Source organism: Dongia sp. P2_B8 (genome assembly GCF_056404715.1).
This window is the reverse complement of sequence record NZ_JBFUDM010000003.1, coordinates 375,592-393,017: the sequence shown is the minus strand read 5'-3', so window position 1 is coordinate 393,017 and position 17,426 is coordinate 375,592. Positions and strand designations below refer to the sequence as shown.

The window sequence follows — 17,426 nt, the reverse complement described above, 5'->3', positions numbered from 1 at the left end:
TCTATTCCAGCGTCACGCTGGGGGCAAACAGATAGCCGCCGCTGCGCACGGTCTTGATGAAGCGGGGTGCCCGCGGATTCTGCTCGATCTTGCGGCGGATGCGGCTGACCAGGATATCGACACTGCGATCATTGCTGTCGCCACCGCGGTTGCGGGTCAGTTCCACCAGATGATCGCGCGTCAGGATGGTTTGCGGATGTTCGACGAAGGCCAGCAGCAGATCCGTCTCGCCCGAGGTCAGGGTAATGAGGACGTCGGTCGGCGACATCACCTCGCGCTTGGCGGCATCGACACGCCAGCCATCGAAACGATAGACCCGCTTCGCCCCCTTGCGGCCGGGGGCCGGCGGCGTGGCGCCTTCGGCCGTGCGCCGGGCGCGCCGCAGGACTGCGCGCGTGCGAGCCACCAGTTCCGCCGATTCAAAGGGCTTGGCCACGTAATCATCGGCGCCCATGTCGAAGCCGGCAAGCTTGTGCGGGCCACGGCCCAAGGCGGTCAGCATGATCACCGGCAAATCGGATTCCGCCCGGATGCGCCGGCACAAGGAAAGACCGTCCTCATCCGGCAGCATGACGTCGAGGATGACCAGATCCGGCCTGGCGGAGTCCAGCATCTTCAACATGGTCCCGCCGTCGGGAGCCAGCGACACACGAAAACCGTGGTCGCCAAACAGGCGCCCAAGCAGAAGACGGTGTTCGCGATCGTCGTCGACGATCAGCAGATGGGGGAGTTGGGTTGGAATCGGATCGGTCATTGCCTGTTCGGCCAACATCTTTTGGAAACCTGTTGCTTGATGGTCATGGTTTTACATGGCGGGGCTTTGCATCGCCGGATTGGGGCTATTTAATCACGCGGTTTTCTGCCGATCGCAAGGGATTGCTATGGAAATACCGCATGCGAAATGCCGCGGCCGGATATCTGAAGGTCATATTAAGGTTAAGAGGATGGAAGGTGCCCGGCCCCCGGCAAATTGTGCCGAGGACCGGGCGGTCACGATCAGGCAGTCGCTGAGTAAGTCTGACTGGCCTGACTTTCCTGCAGTTTCAGAAAGCTCGACAAGACGCTGGCGAGATCTTCCTGATTGACGCTGCTCGACTTGGTGCCTTCGGTCAGCTTCTGGAGCATCTCCAGCAGCGTGTCCTCGTCGTCATCATCGTCGTCGGTCGACGAGACCGATGAAGATGACGGCGGGCCGCCAGCACCACCGCCCGGCGGCGGGCCACCTGGCCCACCGGGCGGCGGACCGGATGGCCGGCTGTTCTTGAAGCCGGTATCCAGTTCTTCCGCAGTCAAGGAACCGTCACCGTCGCTGTCAAACGAGGCAAACATGTCCTTGAGTTCCGCTTCGCTTGGCCCTCTGCCATCCTGTGGTGCGCCGGCGATGAATTCGGCTTCATCGACGCCGCCGTCAGAATTGCTGTCGAGCTTGGCAAACATCTCCTCAGGTGACGGCGGTTGTGGCCGCGACGCCTCCTGCTGTGCGATCAACGTCGCCCGCATCTGATCGCTCAACTTCTGGAAACCAGTCTCCAGTTCGTCTTGCGTCAGCTTGCCGTCGCTATCGCTATCGAAGCTGCTGAACAGCTCCTTGGCGAGAGAGCTGGCACCGCTGCTGGACTTGCTGCTGCCGGACGTAGCTCCTGTCACGAACTCCGTCTCGTCGATGCCGCCGTCTGCGTTGGCATCCAGCTTGTCGAACAGCTGTTGTCGCATCTGGCTCAGGGCCGCCGTACTGGCGCCCGCCGAGCCATAGTTGGTTGAGATCATTCGTGATACTCCTCCATACGAGTGATGGATACGGGCAGAAATAGCATTTGGCGGATCCACCGAATGCTACACCATGCCAGTATCCGTCCGCGATTTCGCAGAAAACATGCCAGCGAATATTTGATGGATCGCAATCTGTTACTGCAGATATTGGAAATATATTTAAATAATGAACAGTAACTTGCTGAATTCATTGGTGGCGATCTGGCCCCGCCCCCAGCATCGCCGCGCATTCGGCCCGCCTGCAACAGCTAGTTTGTGACGTTTTATTTCTGTGGCGCAGAAGGGATATGTTGTGACACATGGATTGCCCGTCGGGCCGGCCGGGAGTTGGCCTGGGTGCACGGGTGTTTTCCCAAACATTGCCGGAACCAGCCCCTATACTGGCCCGGCAGACAGCAGAAACGGCCGACCGCATGAAGCCCATCAAGGTCAAAATCTCAGATATCTATGTTCCGGCCGCCCTCCGGGCGCCCATCGACGCTGCCAAGGTCGAAGCCCTGGCGCTCAGCATCGCCGAGACCGGCCAGCAGGTGCCGATCCTGGTGCGGGCCGATAAGGAACGCTATGTGCTGGTCGGCGGCCTCCACCGCATCGAAGCGTGCAAGGCCCTGGGCGAGGCCACGGTCATCGCCAACCTGGTGCAGGCCAGGAAGCATTGAGCAGTTCAAGTTTTGCAGGACACGAGGGAATGCCCCTCACCCCGACCCTCTCCCCGCTATCGCGGGGCGAGGGAGCTTTGACTGAGCTTGCTTAAAACCCCCTCGCCCCTCTGGGGAGAGGGGTTGGGGTGAGGGGTTCTTGATTCAGCCGGCGCGGCGCCAGCGTGACAGGCCGTAGACGGCGCCGCCGGCGATGAGGCCCCAGAAGGCGCCGCTGATCCCGAAGAAGCTGAGGCCCGATGCCGTCACGACGAAGGTGATGATGGCGGCCTCGCGGTCCTTGGGATCAGTGACGGCACCAAGGAGGGCGCTGCCGAAGGCACCGAACAGGGCGAGACCGGCCACGGCCTGGATGAGGATCGGTGGCGCGGCGCTGATGAAGGCCGTAGCAGCCCCTGCCCCCAACCCGAAGAGGATATAAAAGATTCCTGAGCTCGCCGCCGCCCAATAGCGGCGCGCCGGATCGGGATGGGCATCCGTACCGGCGCACAAAGCTGCCGTGATCGCAGCCAGGTTGACCGCGTGACCGCCGAAGGGTGCGGCGAGCAGGCTGAAGATGCCGGTGATGCTGAACAGTGGCCCCGGATCCGGGCGATAGCCGTTGACGTTGAGGACGGCGATGCCGGGGATATTCTGCGATGCCATGGTGACGATGAAGAGCGGCAAGGCGATGCCGATGAGGCCGGCCACGGAGAAGTGCGGCATCACCAGCACCGGCTGCGGCCACAGCGCATCGGCCTGCAAGTGCGAGACGTCGACGGTCAGCGCGATGATGACAACCGTCACCAGCACCGCGGCAGGCACCGCATAAAGACGCCGGAACCGCGCCACGAGCGCCCAGGTGAGGATGATGGCCAGGCCATAGACCGGCTCCTGCGCCACGGCCTTGACCGGTGCCAGACAGAGGCCCAGCAGCACACCGGCCAGCATGGCGTTGGCAAGCGGTGCCGGAATGGCGGCGACCGCGCGGCCCAGAGGTTTCCACAGACCGGCAATGACGATGAGGAGGCCGCTCACCAGGAAGGCGCCGACGGCGGTGGCAAATCCGCCTTCCGGCAGGGCTGTCGCCGCCAGAAGGGCAGCACCTGGCGTCGACCAGGCAATACTGATCGGCTGTTTCATCTTCAGGCTGACGACAATCGCGCAGAGGCCCATGCTGATGCAGAGCGCCATCAGGCCGGATGCGGCCTCTACCTGGCTGGCCCCGACCGCCGTCAGCCCCTGGATGATGACGGCAAAGGAACTGGCAGAGCCGACAAAGGCCGCAAGGAGGCCCGCGGCCAAGGCCTGAGCCGAGAAATCCGACAGGGCGCTGCCGCCGGTATCTTGTGGGGATACATTGTTCATGCGAGTCGCCAAGCTGTCGTCAGGTCGCCGACAATGCGAAAATCGCGCGCGTTCGTAAAGGGCTGCTAAGGGGTGGGGTCTTCGTCCCATGTCCCGACAATCGTCATCCCCGGGCGAAGACCCGGGGATCGGGAGCGACCGGCCTCTGTCTTTCAGTTGCGGGCTGATGCCCGGGTCAAGCCCGGGCATGACGAATGAAGCTAAGAGTGCAGGCGTATAGTTAGCTACTGCGCAAGCACCTTGAGGTCGCTCCCCGGATCGGCGATGGCGGCCTTGGTGACGGGCTTGCCGGATTCCAGCATCTTCTTGCCCAGTGCATAGGCCAGTGCATCGTTCATCGCGTCGATGGCGATGAGCGTATCACCACGAAAGTACCAGATCGATTGGCTGAGCGCGCGCTTGCCCGGTCGCAGGATTGTGCTGTCATAGCCGCGATTGAGGCCAGCGATCTGCAGCTTCACATCATATTGGTCGGACCAGAACCAGGGCATTGGGTCATAATCGGGGGCCTGGCCCAGCAGGCAGAGGGCTGCATGTTCGCCCTGGTCGATGGCGTTCTGCACCGATTCAAGGCGCGTACGCTGACCCTGCCACGAAAAATTCGCGCAATCGCCGGCAGCGAAGATGTCGGGAGCGCTGGTGCGGCATTGTCCGTCCACCAGGATGCCACCATCCACGGCAATGCCTGCCGCCTGCGCCAGATCGTCATTGGGCAGGATGCCGATGCCGACGATGGCAAGGTCTGCCGGAATGACAGTGCCGTCCTTGAGCCGGGCGCCCGTCAGTCGGTTACCCTCGCCGATCAATTCGGCAAGGCCCGTCGATTCGCGGATTGTGACGCCATGGGCCTGATGCAGCGTGCGGAAGAAATCGGAGGTGGGACCTGCTGCCACGCGCTGCAGGATGCGGTCGGCCATTTCGATGATGGTGACATCGAGCCCTTTCTGGGCCGCGACGGCCGCCGCTTCGAGGCCGATATAGCCACCGCCGATGACCAGCAATCTCGCCCCCGGTACCAGCGCCGGTGCGATCGCATCGGCGTCGGCGAGATTGCGGACGGTGAAGACATTGTCGAGACTGCCGCCGATCTCGGCCGGCAGCGTGCGCGGCCGCGAACCTGTCGCCAGCAACAATTTGGCAAAGGGCAGTTCAGCACCGTTGGCCAATATCAGTTTGTGTTCCGGAGCCTGCAGCCTTGTTGCGCGGGTACCCAGGCGCAACTCGATCTTCTGCTCGGCATACCAGGTGAGCGGGCGGATGAACAAGCGCTCCAGCGCCAGCTCGCCGGAGACATATTTCTTGGAGAGCGGCGGCCGCTGATAGGGTGCCGCCGGTTCATCACCGACGATCGTAAGCGGGCCGTCGTATCCCAGCATGCGCAGCTTGGCGGCACATGAGGCGCTCGCCTGCCCGGCACCCAGCAGAATGATCGGTGCGGTCATGGTCCACGCCCCGTCAATTATGCGGGACGTGCAGGATCAACCCGTCCAGTTCCTCGGTCGCCACGATCTGGCAGGAAAGACGGCTCATCTCGCGCCGCTCGGCGGTCGTGATTTCCAGCATGTCGTCCTCCATCTCGCCGGGCGTGGCGGTCTTTGCGGCCCAGGCCGGATCGACATAGACATGGCAGGTGGCGCAAGAGAGACAGCCGCCGCATTCGCCGATCACATCGGGCACGTTGTTGGCGACGGCAGCTTCCATCAGATTGTGCCCGATCGCGACATTGGCGCTGATCTCGCGGCCATCATTGAGGACCCAGGTGACCTTCGGCATCGTCACGTTCCTTCGGTATCAGACGTAGTTGATATAGTAGTCGCGCTTGGCGTCGCCTTCCAAGGCACCAACGCGTTCGACTTCATGCTGCTTGATGAAGACATGATTGTCCACCAGACCAGCACCCACAGCCGCCACCAGCGCCTTGTCGGCCACCAGCGCGTCGAGTGCACCCGTCAGGGTCTCGGCAACACCGTCCTTCGCGTCCTGGCTTTCCAGGCAATCGCTGGTCTCGGCTTCGGGCAGCGCATAATTGTTGGTAAAGCCGAGCTTGGCCGCCTGCAGGATGGTGGCGACCAGCGTGTAGGGATTGGCCGCCCCGTCGCCCATGCGATGCTCGATCCGCGACTTGGCGCCACCCTCGGCTGAAAGACGCGTGGTGACGCCGCGATGATCAACACCCCAATTGCGCCAGAAGCCAGAGAGGCTCGCCGGCTTCAACCGGTCGTAGGAATTGACCGTGGGCGCCACTAGGCCAGCCATGCCGGCATGATGATGCATGAGGCCCGCGATGCAGCCCTTGGTGAGTGCGGGCATCTTGTCTGGTGTCGTCACATCGCCGATCGCGTTGCGGCCGTCCTTGTCAAGGAAGCTGAAATTGACATGAAGCCCGCTGCCGCTGAGTGCTGGGATCGGCTTTGGCATGAAGGTGAGCACGATGCCAAAGTCCAGCGCGATTTCCCGCGCCATCATGCGGAACAGGAAAATATCGTCGACGGCTTTCAGTGCTTCATCATAGGTCAGCGTGAATTCGAATTGCGGCGCATCATATTCCGAGGTGAAGCTGTCGATGCGGAAACCGAGCTCGCTGGCCTTCTCCCAGATCGCGTCGGTGAATTGCAGCGGGTCGGCAAAACGGCCGGTGCTGTAGACATAGGCACCGGGCGTCTCATAGGGCACCAGCTTGCCGTCCTCGTTGCGCACGAAGGCATAGGCTTCGAGCTCCAACCCGACCTTGGGCGCATAGCCCAGCGCCTTCCATTCGGCGATGGTGCGCTTCAAGAGTCCGCGGCCGCAAAGCGGCAGGGGCGAGCCGTCATTGTTGTAGAGGTCGGAGATCACCACCTTGGTGTTCTTGTGCCAGCTGTCGCGGATATCGGCGGCCTTGTAGACCGCATCCATGTCGGGGAGGCCTTCCAGCATCTTCGACCCTGGTGCCGGCAACAGATCCTTGGCATAGGAATTGGCGAAGACACCCTGGCAGAAGCGCGAGGAGCCATCGCCGATCTTGCTCGCCGGGACATATTTGCTGCGCGCGATATTGAGATGATCACAAAACAGAAGCCGCAGCCTCTCACCGGTCGCCATTCATTCCTCCCAGATAGATCTTCAGCCACTCAGTTCAATTCTATGCGCACCGGCAGTCGTTTGATGCCACCAATGAAGTTGGAGCGCAGGAATTCATGGGCACCAACCTGTTCGATCGATTTTACGCGCTTCACCAGTTCCTGCAGCAGGATCCGGACCTCGAGCCGCGCCAGCCACATGCCGAGACAGACATGAGGACCACCTTGGCCAAAGGAGAGGTGCCGGTTGGGCGTGCGCAGGAGATCGAGTTCGAAGGGATCGTCGAAGGCCGTTTCATCCCGGTTGGCGGAGACGAACCACATCAAGACCTTGTCGCCGGCTTTGACGTTCTTGCCGTGAAGGTCGAAATCGCGCGTTGCCGTTCGGCGGAAATGCATCGTCGGTGACGCCCAGCGGATGAACTCATCGGGTGCTGTCTCCCAGATGTTGTTGTCGCCGGCGTGCAGCTGATCCATCAGGGCCGGCCGGTTGCAAAGTGCATAGAGCGAGGCTGCCAGCGAGTAGCGCGTCGTGTCATTGCCGGCCGCCACCAGCAGGCAGAAGAAGTTGCGGAATTCGGCTTCGGTGATGACATTGCCATGGGCATCCGGTTGCAGGATCAGATGCAATACGCCGCTGGTGTCGCCCCGGATCTGTTTATCCTGCATCAGCTTCTTGGCGTATTGATAAAGTTCGGCGCCGGCCGGTGAACGGAACGGCATCAGGCGGTAGGCATCGGTATCGGCCTGGTCCAGGACCAGGTCGGTGAATTCCGGATCGGTATTGGCGATCAGCTGATCGCCCTTCTCCACCAGCCAGTCGAGATCCTCGTCGGGCGTGCCAAGGATCTGGCCCAGCATGCGCATCGGCAATTGCCGCGAGACATCCTTCACGGCATCAAAGCTGCCGCGGGGCAAGACATCGTCGAGGATGGAATCGCAGATGTTGCGGATCTGCTGGTCGAAGAGGGCAACCACCGGCTTGGAAAACGCCTTGGCCACCAGCACGCGGGTCCTGGAATGTTCCGGCGGGTCGGTTTCCTGAAAGGTGCGGCGCGCCAGATATTCCTCATAGGTCTGGTCTTCCATGCGGATGCCACGGGCCGAACTCAGCAATTCGTGATTCTTGTTGAGATCGAGAATGTCGCTATGGCGCGTGATCGACCAGAAGCCGAGGCCACCCTTCATCTCGCTCCAGGACATGGGATCATCACGCCGCAGCCGCGCGAACGTGTTGTGCGGCGCGCCGCTCAGAAACGCATCGTGGCTGGAGAGATCGGCATAGCCGTCATCATCTGGCTTGAAACTCGTCATAAACGCAACGCTCCCCTTCACATGGATTGGTCAGCTTTCCGCACATTCCCGCAGCAGCTGCCACAAGGCTTCGACATCTTCCTGTTCGGTGAGGTGCGCGCCCAAAGACAGGCGCACCATCCATCTGCCGTCCAATTGGGCCGGCGTCACATAGGCGCCGCCAGACAGATTGACGCGCTCGGCCCAGGCCAGTGTGTGACGATCCAGTGCCTCACCAGAAAGTCCCGCCGGCTCGTGCCGCACGCAGAGTGTTTGCAAGGGCACGGGGGCAAGAACCCGCCAACCCGGCGTGCCCTCAATTTGTGTCAGCAGCCACTGCGCCTGTTTGAGATCGCGCCGCAACCGGGCTTGCAGGCCCTCGACGCCCTGCTCGCGGATGAGCAGCCACAGTTTCAAGGCGCGGAAGCGGCGGCCGAGCGGGAGGCCCCAATCGCGCAGATTCTTCACCTCGGCATCGGCATTGGTGCGCAGATAGCTGGGATTGGTCGACATCACGCGGATGAGATGTTCGGGATCGCGCACGTAATAAAGCGAGCAGTCGAAAGCGACACCCAGCCATTTGTGGGCATTGGTGACGATGGAATCGGCGCCTTCGACGCCGTCCCACATCCAACGGCATTCGGGGAGGATCATGGCGGAACCGGCCATCGCCGCGTCGACATGCAGCCATAGCCCGTATTCCTTGGCGATCTTGGCAATCTCGGCAATCGGGTCGAGCGCCGTGGTGGCGGTCGTGCCCGTGGTGGCGACGATGGCGCAAGGCTTCAGGCCGGCGGCAAGATCGGCCTCGATCTGCTGGCGCAGCGCCAGGGGCTGCATGGCATAGCTGGCATCGGTCGCGATCTGGCGGACATTGGCGCGGCCGAAACCGGCAAGCAAAGCTGCCTTGTCGACCGACGAGTGGCTTTGGCCTGAGCCGTAGACGATGAGCGGTTGCGCCTCGTCCTGCAGGCCGCCGCGATTGGCGCCGTAATCGGTGGCGCGCTCGCGGGCGCACAGCAAGGCGATGAGCGTGCAGCTCGATGCAGTGTCCTGGATGACGCCGCTCCAGCCGTCGCTGAGACCCAGCATGCGCCGGACCCAATCGGTGGTGACTTCCTCGAGCTCCGTGAGGGCCGGGCTCGATTGCCAGGAGAGGCCGAGGACGCCAAGACCGGTGGCGAGATAGTCGCCAAGCACGCTGACCAAAAGGCTGTTCGACGGGAAATAGGCAAAGAAGCGCGGATGCTGCCAGTGGGAGAGGCCCGGCATGATCAGCCGGTCGACGTCCGCCAGCAGATCGCCCACCGCCTCGCCCTGCTGCGGCGGGTCGGCCGAAAACTGCGCCTTGATGGCGCCGGGCTTCACCTGGGTCGTGATCGGCAGGCTGGCCGCCCGGGCACGGTAATCCGCGACCCAGTCGATGAGTTCATGACCCAGCTTGCGGAATTCCTCGGGTGTCATCGGATCTCCGGCACCAACGACTTGCCACCGTTCCACACCACACCGATCTGCCGATAATAGGCACCGATGATCTCGCGCGGCTTGAGATGGCTGAGTTCTTCCGTGGGCGAGTCGAACAAGGCGAAATGATCGACCGAGGCGGCGAAGGTCTGTGCACCCTCGAACTTGGCACCGGTCGATTCGATGAGTTCGGCATGAGCATCGCCCTTGCCGTCGATCGCCGGCAGCCAGCGATGATGCGCCATGGGATGGCCGTTGACGAAGCCGTTGCGCTCCGTGGGGCCTGTCAAGGTGATCACGGTTTCGGCCAGGCGGCGGTCACCCGCAGCAAGTGTCGCCCCGAACCTGCCACCCACGGCCACTTGCGGCGCCGGGGCGAAGGGGTGCGGGCGCGTCATATGGACCGAGCCGAATTTCTTCGGATAGCCCTGGTGGATGCCGCGCAGCATGGCAAAATCCTTGTCGACCCAGATATAGATGCAGCGCGAATAAGTGCGGCCTTCGAAGGTGCAACGCACGACGGCGAAGGCTTCCTTATATTGCGCGCGGATGGGATCGAGCATTTCCGCCTTTGTGCCGCCACAGGATTGCCAGTCGGCCCAGATGAGGGCGACGGCGCCGGGATCTTCCGCGGCCAGGGTCAGCGGTTTGGGGAGCAGATCGGCAATGAGCTTGGGATCGGTGCGGTATTCGACCGTGAGCAGGTCACCGGCATAATACCAGGGTGGTGGCGGCAGTAGGGCTGCTTGCCCGGTGACGGAGCGTGGGTAGAAGAAGCCTTGTTGCATCGTCATCTTTGCCCCCTCAGGCGCCGGGTTTCTTGGGCGCGCGGATACCGCGGAACTCCCAATCGCCACCGAGCGCGGTCGAAAGCACCTCTTCCGATTCCGTCGGCTGCGCACCGACATCGGCGCGGATCGGTTCCGGACCTTCGACGATGCGGTTCGACAAGCGGCCGAGACCTTCGACCTCGACCTCAACCAGGTCGCCGGGCTGGACGGGTCGCGAATTGGCGGGTGTGCCGGAAAGCAGCACGTCGCCGGGTTCGAGCGTGATGTTGCGGGCGATATCGGCCACCAGATAGTTCATGTCCCAGGTCATCTCGGCCGTGTTGCCGTCCTGCACCACCTTGCCGTTGACATAGGTGCGTAAGAATTTGTTGCGGAAGTCCCAGCCGGTGACGAAGCCCGGCCCCAGCGGGCAGAGCGTGTCGCTGCCCTTCACGCGCAGCATCGAACCCGCGTCAGTGTCGCGAAAATCGTGGAGGCCGAAATCATTGGCGATCGTGTAGCCGGCGATATAGCCGCCGGCCTCGGCTGGGGCGATGTTGCGGGCGCGCTTGCCGATGACGATGGCGACCTCGCCCTCATAGTTCAGCCATTTGCAGCCTTTGGGTCGCACGACATCGCCATTATGGGAATTCAGAGCGGAAGTCGGTTTCTGGAAATAGGTCGGCGTGGCCGAGAGCTTGATCTGGAATTCATGCACCCGGCTGACGTGGTTGAGATGGACGGCAATGATCTTGCCGGGCTGAACCGGCGGCAGGTGAATGGCGTCCTTGATCATGACGCGGCGCCCGTCGCGCGCCACCAGTTCGTCACCCTTGCGCTCCATCTCGACAATGGCGCCACTCAACAGAATCCGACGATATTCGGTCATCCTCAATCTCCCAGAACTTGGGCCTTACTCGGCCGCTTTTTTATGTGCTGTCCAGCCACCTTGCGGCCGGTCGAACCAGATATGCACCTGGCCGGTGCCGATCGAGTTCTCATATTCACTATAGAGCCTGCCGGGTGCCGAGAGAGCCTCTTCGCCCAGCGCCGCCGCCATCATCAGATAATGGCCGAAATTGGCCTCCGGCTTGAACTTCAGGAAGTCCGGCATGGTTTTGAGCACGCGCGCATGGTCGCCCGATTTGAACCAGTCGATCCGCTCCAGATCGGCTGCCGCGTGGGCCGGGCTGAAGATATGCTCAACGCCGGCTGCTTCATGGGCACGCAGTTTCTGTAGCGGCCAGAATTTATGGCTCATGGCGCCGGATGCCAGCAGCAGGACACGCTTATCCGATTGCGCGATCGCCTCGCCCAGGGCGCGGCCGACACGCAGGAAGTCCTCGGTCTCGCCGGTCTGGGCGCAGCTCACCGAGATCCAGGCTTCGTCTGCCTTCTGGAGATAATGCGCGACGTTCACCGTGGCATATTGGATGGGCAGATAAGGATCCGCATTTGCCGTGATCCAGGTACCATGCTTGCCGGCCTTACTCGCCACCAATTCGGCAAAGGCCGGGTCGCCCGGCAGATCATAAGGGACCTGGCTCATGCCACGCGGCAGCTCGTCCGATGTGTATTTGCCGGTGCGGCGGTCATGACTGGTGATCACGAATTCGACCGTGGTGAACCAATGCGAATCCAGCACCACGACAACATCGTAATCGAGCTTCGAGAGTACCTCGTTCTTCAGGCGCTGCAGGCCAGCAACCACGCTGAAATCCTCGCCCTTGTTGAGCTCGTGCCGGATTTCCAGCGGCAGCATGATGGTCGGAACATGGGCAATGAGCCCGCAGCCAACAACTTCGCCCATTACACCTTTCCTCCTACCTGGCCCCAGCCATTCGGCGCATAGACGCTGTTCTTGACGTCACAATAAAAATCGAACGACCAAGTGCCACCTTCGCGGCCGATGCCGGACTTGCCGTTGCCGCCGAAAGCCTGCCGGAGATCACGAACGAAGAAGCAATTGTTCCACACCAGCCCGGCGGAAATCTGCGCCGTCACCCGTTCGGCGCGAGCCTTGTCGCCGGTCATGATAACCCCCGCCAGGCCATAATCGGTGTCGTTGGCCATATTGATCGCCTGCTCTTCCGACGTGAAGGATTGCAGGCAGAGCACGGGGCCGAAAATCTCCTCGCGCAGGATTTCAGCACCTGCCGGTGGATCGAGGAACAGGGTCGGCTTGAAGTAGAGACCGCCGAGATCGGTATTGGGGCCGCCACCGATGACCGGTTTCAGGCCAGCACCGATGGCGCGCTCGACAAAGCCTTTGACGCGCTCGAAATGGGGGCGGCTGATCTGCGGGCCGATGTCATTGGCCTCGTCGCGCGGATCGCCCTGCTTGATCGCCTTGGCTTTCGCCAGGAACGCCTCGACAAAACGGTCGCGGATACCCTCCTCCACCAGGATGCGGGTCCCTGAGAGGCAGACTTGGCCGGCATTGTCATATTGGCCGATGGCCGTATTGACCGCGAGGTCGAGATCGCAATCGGCAAAGACGATGAAGGGCGATTTGCCACCGAGTTCGAAGGAGAGCGGCACCAGATTGGGAGCGGCGGCCGCCGCAATGGTCTTGGCGGTCGGCACAGAACCGGTAAAGCTCAAGCGCCGGATCTTCGGATGACGCGAGAGGGCCGCACCCGCTTCGCGCCCCAGACCCTGCACGACATTGAAGACACCGGCCGGCAAGCCGGCCTCCGCGGTGATGTCCGCCAGAAGCGAGGCCGTGAGCGGCGCCCATTCCGGCGGCTTGTAGACAACGGTGCAGCCAGCCGCCAAGGCAGGGGCAATGCGCCAGGTGCCCAGCATCAGGGGCGCATTCCAGGGGGTGATGATGGCGGCAACCCCGCTCGGGTCATAGCTCACATGGTTGCGGTGGCCGCGCACGTCGAAATCGGCGTGGGTAAGCTGCAGCAGCCAATCGGCAAAGAAGCGGAAATTCATGGCGACGCGGGGCATGACACCACGCCGGTGCGAGCGCAGGAGCGAACCGTTGTCGCGCGTCTCGACGACGGAGAGCTGCTCGACGCGGGCTTCGATGATATCAGCAATGCGGTGCAAATAGGCGGCGCGCTCTTCGCGGCTGATGCGCTTCCAGGATTGGAACGCCTTCAGCGCTGCTTCGACCGCTTGGTCAACTTCCAGCTCGTGGCCGGCTGCGACTTTGGCGATCGGCTGCTCGTCGATGGGCGAGATGCTGTCGAACGATTTGGCGCTGTCGACCCGCCGGCCGCCTATCCAATGCCTGCCATCAATTTCGACACCCTCGACCAGCGACCGCATCCGCCAACTCCGCAAAAATCGTTCGACGTCGAATAATTATTGAAAGCGTCAACCGAGTCAAGCGTCGCAGTGGCAGCTGGTCGCGGGGGCGGTTCAGTCGCCCTCGAGCGGCCCATCGAGTTCGTTGATGGTGGCGAGGATCAGGCGAATCGCGTCGGTCGCCGCCTGCATCTGCTTGGCGCTGAGGCGCGAAACGATACGGGTTTCCTCGGCGTTGAACTTTGGAAAAATGCCGCTGATGAGTTCGGCGCCAGGGGCGGTGAGATTAACGATCACCAAGCGGCGCTCCAGTTCATTGGTGCGGCGGCGCACGAGTTTGCGGCCCTCCAGCATGTTGAGAATGCTAGAGAGCGTGCTCTTGGCGACACCGGCTTCCGCGGCCAGGCGGCGCGTTTCCAGCTCGCCATAGATCCATAAGCACCACAGGGTCACGAAGGCTGACCAATGTAAATCGGCCTCTTCCAGCACAGTGCGTTCGAAATGATCGCGGATGAAGCCGGAGGCGCGGTGGATGTTGGAGACCAGCGCCATGGAATCGAGATTGATGCGCAGGCCCGCGACCCGCTTCTCGCCCAAGACCTCGGCCAAGGGCTTTGTCGACCGTTTGGTGGCTGCCGGCTTTGTCACGGGGTCCGACGATGCGGCTGCGCGGGCACGATTGCCCGAACTCTTCGCGGGTGCGGCAGGGCGGGCGGCGGTTCGGCGGTCCTTGTCCAAAGCTCTACTCCGAAAAGATCAACGCCGGCGCTTTATAGCATCGCTCCTCATTAGGACAGAAGGGGCCAATCGCCGCGCGGGGCTTGGTCGCAACAGGTCTCTTGCCGAGCTTGTCGATTCGCGTTATCGTTCGACATCGAATGAATAATAAAAATCATCGCGCAGGGCTGAGCTCATGCGGAAACGATGATGGTCGGCCTCGGGGAACCCTTTCGTGGCGCGCGCCAGTTTGCGTGACGCACGGCTGGGGCTCCCGTGTGCCATGCAAGGGGGTTTAGGGCGGCCAAGATCATTTGGCCGCCGACGTCTTAGGAGGGGACCAATGGAACAAGCCAATTCTACCGACAGGTTGCGCCGCAATGCCTTGGGCGTCGCCGCGGTCACATTCTTCGTCGTCTCTGCCGCCGCACCTTTGACGGCAGTCGCGGGCGGATTTCCGATTGCGATGCTGCTTGGCAACGGCGTCGGCGTGCCCTTGGCCGTGCTGGTGGTGATGGCCATCCTGCTGATCTTCTCGGTGGGCTACACATCGATGGCACGGCACATTTCCAATGCCGGATCATTCTATGCCTTCACCTCGCGGGGCCTCGGCGGTGTTGCCGGCGGCGGCGCGGCTTACGTCGCAGTGCTGGCCTACAACGCCATGCAGATCGGTCTCTACGGCCTGTTCGGCGCAGTGGCGGCCGGAACCTTCGGCAGTTTCGGCCTCAATTTGCCCTGGTTCGTCTGGTCGGGCATTGCGCTGGTCGTCGTCGCAATCTTCGGCTACCGGCAGATTGACCTTTCCGCCAAGATTCTCGCCATCCTGGTGGCGGCCGAATATCTCGTCGTGGTGATCATGGATTTTGCGATCATCGGGCAAGGCGGGGCGTCCGGCCACAGCATGGTGAGCTTCACGCCGGCAGCTTTCATGTCCGGCTCACCGGTCATCGGCATGCTGCTGTGCTTTGCCGGCTTCATGGGTTTTGAGGCCACCACGATCTATAGCGAGGAAGCGCGCGATCCCGAGCGGACCGTGCCACGGGCCACGTATCTTTCGGTCCTGGTCATCGGCATTTTCTACGCCTTCACCACCTGGTGCATGGTCAATGGCACGGGTGCCGACAAGCTGATGGAAACGCTGGGCGGCCTCGCCGACCCCACGACCTTCGTCTTTGTACTCTCGGATCAATATGTCGGCAGCGGCCTCACCACGATCATGAGCCTGCTGCTGGTCTCCAGTGTATTTGCGGCACTCCTCGCCTTCCACAATGCCGCTGCGCGCTATTTCTATGTCATGGGGCGGGAGGGCCTGTTGCCGGCCGGTCTTGGCCGGACCCATGCCGATCACCAGAGCCCCCATACCGGGTCGATCCTTCAGACTGTGCTGGGAATCATCGTGCTCGGCATCTTCGTCATCGCGGGCCAGGATCCGGTGCTGGCGCTGTTCGTGTGGCTGACCAACCTTGCGACACTCGGCGTCATCACGCTGATGGCCCTGGTGTCCTTCGCCGTCATCGTCTTCTACCGGCGCAACCCGGACCTCGCCCCCTCGCCCGTCAAATCCCTGGTGGCGCCGCTGGTTGCCGGCATCATGCTGGCCATCATCGCCTATTCCGTGGTGACGCATTTCGATCTCCTCACCGGTGCCTCGCCGATGCTGGCGATCGGCCTGCCGATCCTGGTACCGGTGGCGGCCATCATCGGCGCCGTCGTCGCCTACCAGCTGAAGCAATCGGGCGGTTCCCGCTTTGCCCAGCTGGGAGCGCATCAGAAGCTCTAACGACCCTCAGCAAAGGACGGAACGGCCAATACCGTTCCGTCCTTTTTTGTCTGGAGATGGTCATGCCCTTTACCGATCACATCACCGTCCAGGATCTGGAAGAAGATCCCTATCCGCTTTACGCCCGCATGCGCCACGAGGCACCCGTGGCCTTCGTGCCGGCCGTCAATATCTGGCTGGTGACGCGCTGGGCGGATGTTGAATATGTGGCGAAGACGCCGGAGATCTTCACGGCGCAGGTCACAACCTCGCCGGTCGAGCGCACCTTCGGCAAACCCACGATCCTCACCACCGACGGGCCGGTGCATAAGGAATTGCGTGCCGGTATCGACCCCAAATACAAGCCCAAGGCAGTCGCCTCCTATATCGATGCGCTGGTCAGGCCGATTGCCAACGACTATCTGGACAAGGTGCTGGCGGAAGGCTGCGGCGATCTGATGGCCGACTATTTCGAGCCGATCTCGACCTTGAGTCTTGCGCAATCGTTCGGCTTCAACGACATCGACATGCCAACCCTGCGGCGCTGGTTCTATGGCCTCGCGCAAGGGGCCATCAATTTCGAGAAAGACCCGGCACGGCAGAAGATCGGCGATGCGGTGAGCGCCGAGATTTCCGCCGCAGCGGATCTCATCTTCGATCGGCTGGAGCGGGTGCCGGATCATTCGGCCTTGTCGCACATGCTGCATGATGGCATGCCGGCAGGTCAGACACGGCCGCGCAATCTGCTACTGCCGACAGTGAAGGTGACATTGCTGGGCGGCATGCAGGAACCGGGGCATGGTGCGGGATCCGTGCTAGTGGGGCTGCTCACCAATCCCGAACAGCTCATGGCCGTGCGGCAGAATCTTGATGAGCTGCTGCCCAAGGCCGTCGATGAAGGCTTGCGCTGGGTGGCCCCCATTGGCACACAGACACGCGAGACCACGCGCGATGTCGCCTTGGGTGGCGTCACGATCCCAAAAGGCGCTGCGGTCGGGGCGGTGGTCTCCTCCGCCAGCCGAGATGAAGCGCGCTTTACCGATCCGGATCGTTTCAATGTTCATCGCAACGAGGGATCGCATGCGGCCTTCGGCTTCGGTCAGCATTTCTGCTCCGGCCGCTGGTTCGCCCGCGAACAGGTGATCATGGCTTTGCGTGTTCTGCTGGAGCGGACAGCCGAGATCGGCCTGGTGCCGGACAAGCTGCCGACGTTCCGCGGCTGGGAATTCCGGGCACCGACGTCACTGCATGTGACGGTGCGTTAGGGCGATAGCCGACGCATACGTGAAAGACCGTCATGCCCGGGCTTGACCCGGGCATCAGC

At 62.2% G+C, this 17,426-nt stretch carries 16 protein-coding genes; 3 read left to right on the top strand and 13 right to left on the bottom strand.

Annotated elements, in window-relative coordinates:
• Nucleotide 1: 1 nt before the first annotated feature.
• Together AC1DWZ_RS09445 and AC1DWZ_RS09440 are read right to left on the bottom strand one after the other, a co-directional pair.
• On the bottom strand, nt 2-754 hold the full coding sequence (locus AC1DWZ_RS09445) for a response regulator (RefSeq protein ID WP_477168632.1): 753 nt from the start codon (nt 752-754) through the stop codon (nt 2-4).
• Nucleotides 755-996: 242 nt separating this feature from the next.
• On the bottom strand, nt 997-1,767 hold the full coding sequence (locus tag AC1DWZ_RS09440) for an EF-hand domain-containing protein (protein WP_477168631.1): 771 nt from the start codon (nt 1,765-1,767) through the stop codon (nt 997-999).
• Nucleotides 1,768-2,183: 416 nt separating this feature from the next.
• On the opposite strand from AC1DWZ_RS09440, the gene AC1DWZ_RS09435 reads away from it, so the two are divergent.
• Complete coding sequence (locus tag AC1DWZ_RS09435; protein WP_477168630.1) at nt 2,184-2,429, top strand: ParB N-terminal domain-containing protein; 246 nt, start codon at nt 2,184-2,186, stop codon at nt 2,427-2,429.
• Nucleotides 2,430-2,573: 144 nt separating this feature from the next.
• Here AC1DWZ_RS09435 and AC1DWZ_RS09430 read toward each other — a convergent pair whose 3' ends face one another.
• The 11 genes from AC1DWZ_RS09430 to AC1DWZ_RS09380 all read right to left on the bottom strand — a co-directional run bounded on the left by AC1DWZ_RS09430 (nt 2,574) and on the right by AC1DWZ_RS09380 (nt 14,361).
• Nucleotides 2,574-3,776, bottom strand: coding sequence for a benzoate/H(+) symporter BenE family transporter (locus tag AC1DWZ_RS09430; protein ID WP_477168629.1), 1,203 nt, complete (start codon nt 3,774-3,776; stop codon nt 2,574-2,576).
• A 224-nt stretch (nt 3,777-4,000) separates the two neighbouring features.
• A complete protein-coding gene (locus tag AC1DWZ_RS09425; protein WP_477168628.1) occupies nt 4,001-5,218 on the bottom strand; it encodes an NAD(P)/FAD-dependent oxidoreductase in 1,218 nt (405 codons plus the stop codon).
• Between the two features lie 13 nt (nt 5,219-5,231).
• Nucleotides 5,232-5,549, bottom strand: coding sequence for a 2Fe-2S iron-sulfur cluster-binding protein (locus AC1DWZ_RS09420; RefSeq protein WP_477168627.1), 318 nt, complete (start codon nt 5,547-5,549; stop codon nt 5,232-5,234).
• A gap of 18 nt (nt 5,550-5,567) precedes the next feature.
• Nucleotides 5,568-6,857 carry a type I glutamate--ammonia ligase gene (locus tag AC1DWZ_RS09415; RefSeq protein WP_477168626.1) on the bottom strand — a complete coding sequence of 430 codons (1,290 nt, stop codon included), beginning with the start codon at nt 6,855-6,857 and terminating at the stop codon, nt 5,568-5,570.
• A 29-nt stretch (nt 6,858-6,886) separates the two neighbouring features.
• Entirely contained in the window at nt 6,887-8,149 is a 1,263-nt protein-coding gene (locus AC1DWZ_RS09410) for a cytochrome P450 (protein ID WP_477168625.1), read from the bottom strand.
• A 30-nt stretch (nt 8,150-8,179) separates the two neighbouring features.
• The gene (locus AC1DWZ_RS09405) at nt 8,180-9,592 is read right to left on the bottom strand and encodes a pyridoxal phosphate-dependent decarboxylase family protein (protein ID WP_477168624.1); all 1,413 of its coding nucleotides are present in this window, start codon (nt 9,590-9,592) and stop codon (nt 8,180-8,182) included.
• Nucleotides 9,589-10,386 carry an acetoacetate decarboxylase family protein gene (locus tag AC1DWZ_RS09400; protein ID WP_477168623.1) on the bottom strand — a complete coding sequence of 266 codons (798 nt, stop codon included), beginning with the start codon at nt 10,384-10,386 and terminating at the stop codon, nt 9,589-9,591. Before AC1DWZ_RS09400 ends, AC1DWZ_RS09405 begins: the two co-directional genes overlap by 4 nt.
• Before the next feature lie 10 nt (nt 10,387-10,396).
• Entirely contained in the window at nt 10,397-11,251 is an 855-nt protein-coding gene (locus AC1DWZ_RS09395; protein WP_477168622.1) for a fumarylacetoacetate hydrolase family protein, read from the bottom strand.
• Between the two features lie 24 nt (nt 11,252-11,275).
• The gene (locus tag AC1DWZ_RS09390) at nt 11,276-12,172 is read right to left on the bottom strand and encodes a DODA-type extradiol aromatic ring-opening family dioxygenase (protein ID WP_477168621.1); all 897 of its coding nucleotides are present in this window, start codon (nt 12,170-12,172) and stop codon (nt 11,276-11,278) included.
• On the bottom strand, nt 12,172-13,644 hold the full coding sequence (locus AC1DWZ_RS09385) for an aldehyde dehydrogenase (protein WP_477168620.1): 1,473 nt from the start codon (nt 13,642-13,644) through the stop codon (nt 12,172-12,174). Before AC1DWZ_RS09385 ends, AC1DWZ_RS09390 begins: the two co-directional genes overlap by 1 nt.
• 93 nt (nt 13,645-13,737) lie before the next feature.
• Nucleotides 13,738-14,361, bottom strand: coding sequence for a MarR family winged helix-turn-helix transcriptional regulator (locus AC1DWZ_RS09380; protein WP_477168619.1), 624 nt, complete (start codon nt 14,359-14,361; stop codon nt 13,738-13,740).
• A gap of 322 nt (nt 14,362-14,683) precedes the next feature.
• Here AC1DWZ_RS09380 and AC1DWZ_RS09375 point away from each other — a divergent pair, with 322 nt between their 5' ends.
• Together AC1DWZ_RS09375 and AC1DWZ_RS09370 are read left to right on the top strand one after the other, a co-directional pair.
• The gene (locus AC1DWZ_RS09375; RefSeq protein ID WP_477168618.1) at nt 14,684-16,123 is read left to right on the top strand and encodes an APC family permease; all 1,440 of its coding nucleotides are present in this window, start codon (nt 14,684-14,686) and stop codon (nt 16,121-16,123) included.
• A 62-nt stretch (nt 16,124-16,185) separates the two neighbouring features.
• Nucleotides 16,186-17,367, top strand: a complete 1,182-nt coding sequence (locus tag AC1DWZ_RS09370; RefSeq protein WP_477168617.1) for a cytochrome P450 — start codon at nt 16,186-16,188, stop codon at nt 17,365-17,367.
• Nucleotides 17,368-17,426: the final 59 nt, after the last annotated feature.

Bases quoted from the DNA above. Each gene is read 5' to 3' on its own strand.
- AC1DWZ_RS09415 (WP_477168626.1), bottom strand. From the start codon at position 6,857: ATGGCGACCGGTGAGAGGCTGCGGCTTCTGTTTTGTGATCATCTCAAT.
- AC1DWZ_RS09370 (WP_477168617.1), top strand. From the start codon at position 16,186: ATGCCCTTTACCGATCACATCACCGTCCAGGATCTGGAAGAAGATCCC.
- AC1DWZ_RS09410 (WP_477168625.1), bottom strand. From the start codon at position 8,149: ATGACGAGTTTCAAGCCAGATGATGACGGCTATGCCGATCTCTCCAGC.
- AC1DWZ_RS09440 (WP_477168631.1), bottom strand. From the start codon at position 1,767: ATGATCTCAACCAACTATGGCTCGGCGGGCGCCAGTACGGCGGCCCTG.
- AC1DWZ_RS09390 (WP_477168621.1), bottom strand. From the start codon at position 12,172: ATGGGCGAAGTTGTTGGCTGCGGGCTCATTGCCCATGTTCCGACCATC.
- AC1DWZ_RS09445 (WP_477168632.1), bottom strand. From the start codon at position 754: ATGACCGATCCGATTCCAACCCAACTCCCCCATCTGCTGATCGTCGAC.
- AC1DWZ_RS09430 (WP_477168629.1), bottom strand. From the start codon at position 3,776: ATGAACAATGTATCCCCACAAGATACCGGCGGCAGCGCCCTGTCGGAT.
- AC1DWZ_RS09400 (WP_477168623.1), bottom strand. From the start codon at position 10,386: ATGACGATGCAACAAGGCTTCTTCTACCCACGCTCCGTCACCGGGCAA.
- AC1DWZ_RS09420 (WP_477168627.1), bottom strand. From the start codon at position 5,549: ATGCCGAAGGTCACCTGGGTCCTCAATGATGGCCGCGAGATCAGCGCC.
- AC1DWZ_RS09385 (WP_477168620.1), bottom strand. From the start codon at position 13,644: ATGCGGTCGCTGGTCGAGGGTGTCGAAATTGATGGCAGGCATTGGATA.
- AC1DWZ_RS09375 (WP_477168618.1), top strand. From the start codon at position 14,684: ATGGAACAAGCCAATTCTACCGACAGGTTGCGCCGCAATGCCTTGGGC.
- AC1DWZ_RS09435 (WP_477168630.1), top strand. From the start codon at position 2,184: ATGAAGCCCATCAAGGTCAAAATCTCAGATATCTATGTTCCGGCCGCC.
- AC1DWZ_RS09395 (WP_477168622.1), bottom strand. From the start codon at position 11,251: ATGACCGAATATCGTCGGATTCTGTTGAGTGGCGCCATTGTCGAGATG.
- AC1DWZ_RS09405 (WP_477168624.1), bottom strand. From the start codon at position 9,592: ATGACACCCGAGGAATTCCGCAAGCTGGGTCATGAACTCATCGACTGG.
- AC1DWZ_RS09425 (WP_477168628.1), bottom strand. From the start codon at position 5,218: ATGACCGCACCGATCATTCTGCTGGGTGCCGGGCAGGCGAGCGCCTCA.